Origin of the sequence: Aquimarina sp. MMG015 (genome assembly GCF_018100855.1) — a bacterium.
Taxonomy (GTDB): domain Bacteria; phylum Bacteroidota; class Bacteroidia; order Flavobacteriales; family Flavobacteriaceae; genus Aquimarina; species Aquimarina latercula.
Genome location: NZ_JAGJEB010000046.1, coordinates 1 through 421 on the forward strand (window position 1 = coordinate 1; position 421 = coordinate 421).

The window sequence follows — 421 nt, forward strand, 5'->3', positions numbered from 1 at the left end:
AGCACTTAATATTACCAATTCTGCCTGACTTTGTAAAGAGTTCAGTTCTAAATTTGTTAATTTAGAATTTCTAAAAGCGATCCAAGGAGCTATAGAATCAGAGGCATCTGCATGTGTTGCTAAGTGCAGTATTTTATAATCTTTTATTTTTTTGATAAAATTTTCTTTAGTGGCTTCTTGATCAACTAACAGCGTTCCATCATATAATTTATTAGCATATGTGATTTCTTTAGCGCTATTTTTTAATGTGGTTAGGTTGTTAGAAAAATTGATGGGTGCAATTCCTAAGAAATCCTGAGTAGCTTCTCTTTGGATGGATTTGTTTTTGTTTTGAAAAGTAAGAGAGAACGTATAATTAATTTCATTTTCCTCGATAAGATAGGTGTTTTTATCAATATCAGTTATTAATGCTTCAAAAGGA

The 421-nt window shown here is 30.2% G+C and carries 1 protein-coding gene; it reads right to left on the bottom strand.

Annotation, left to right across the window (positions count from 1 at the left end):
* Positions 1-421 (bottom strand): CHAT domain-containing protein (locus tag J8L88_RS23430; RefSeq protein WP_211062091.1); only part of this gene is annotated, 421 nt, incomplete at both ends.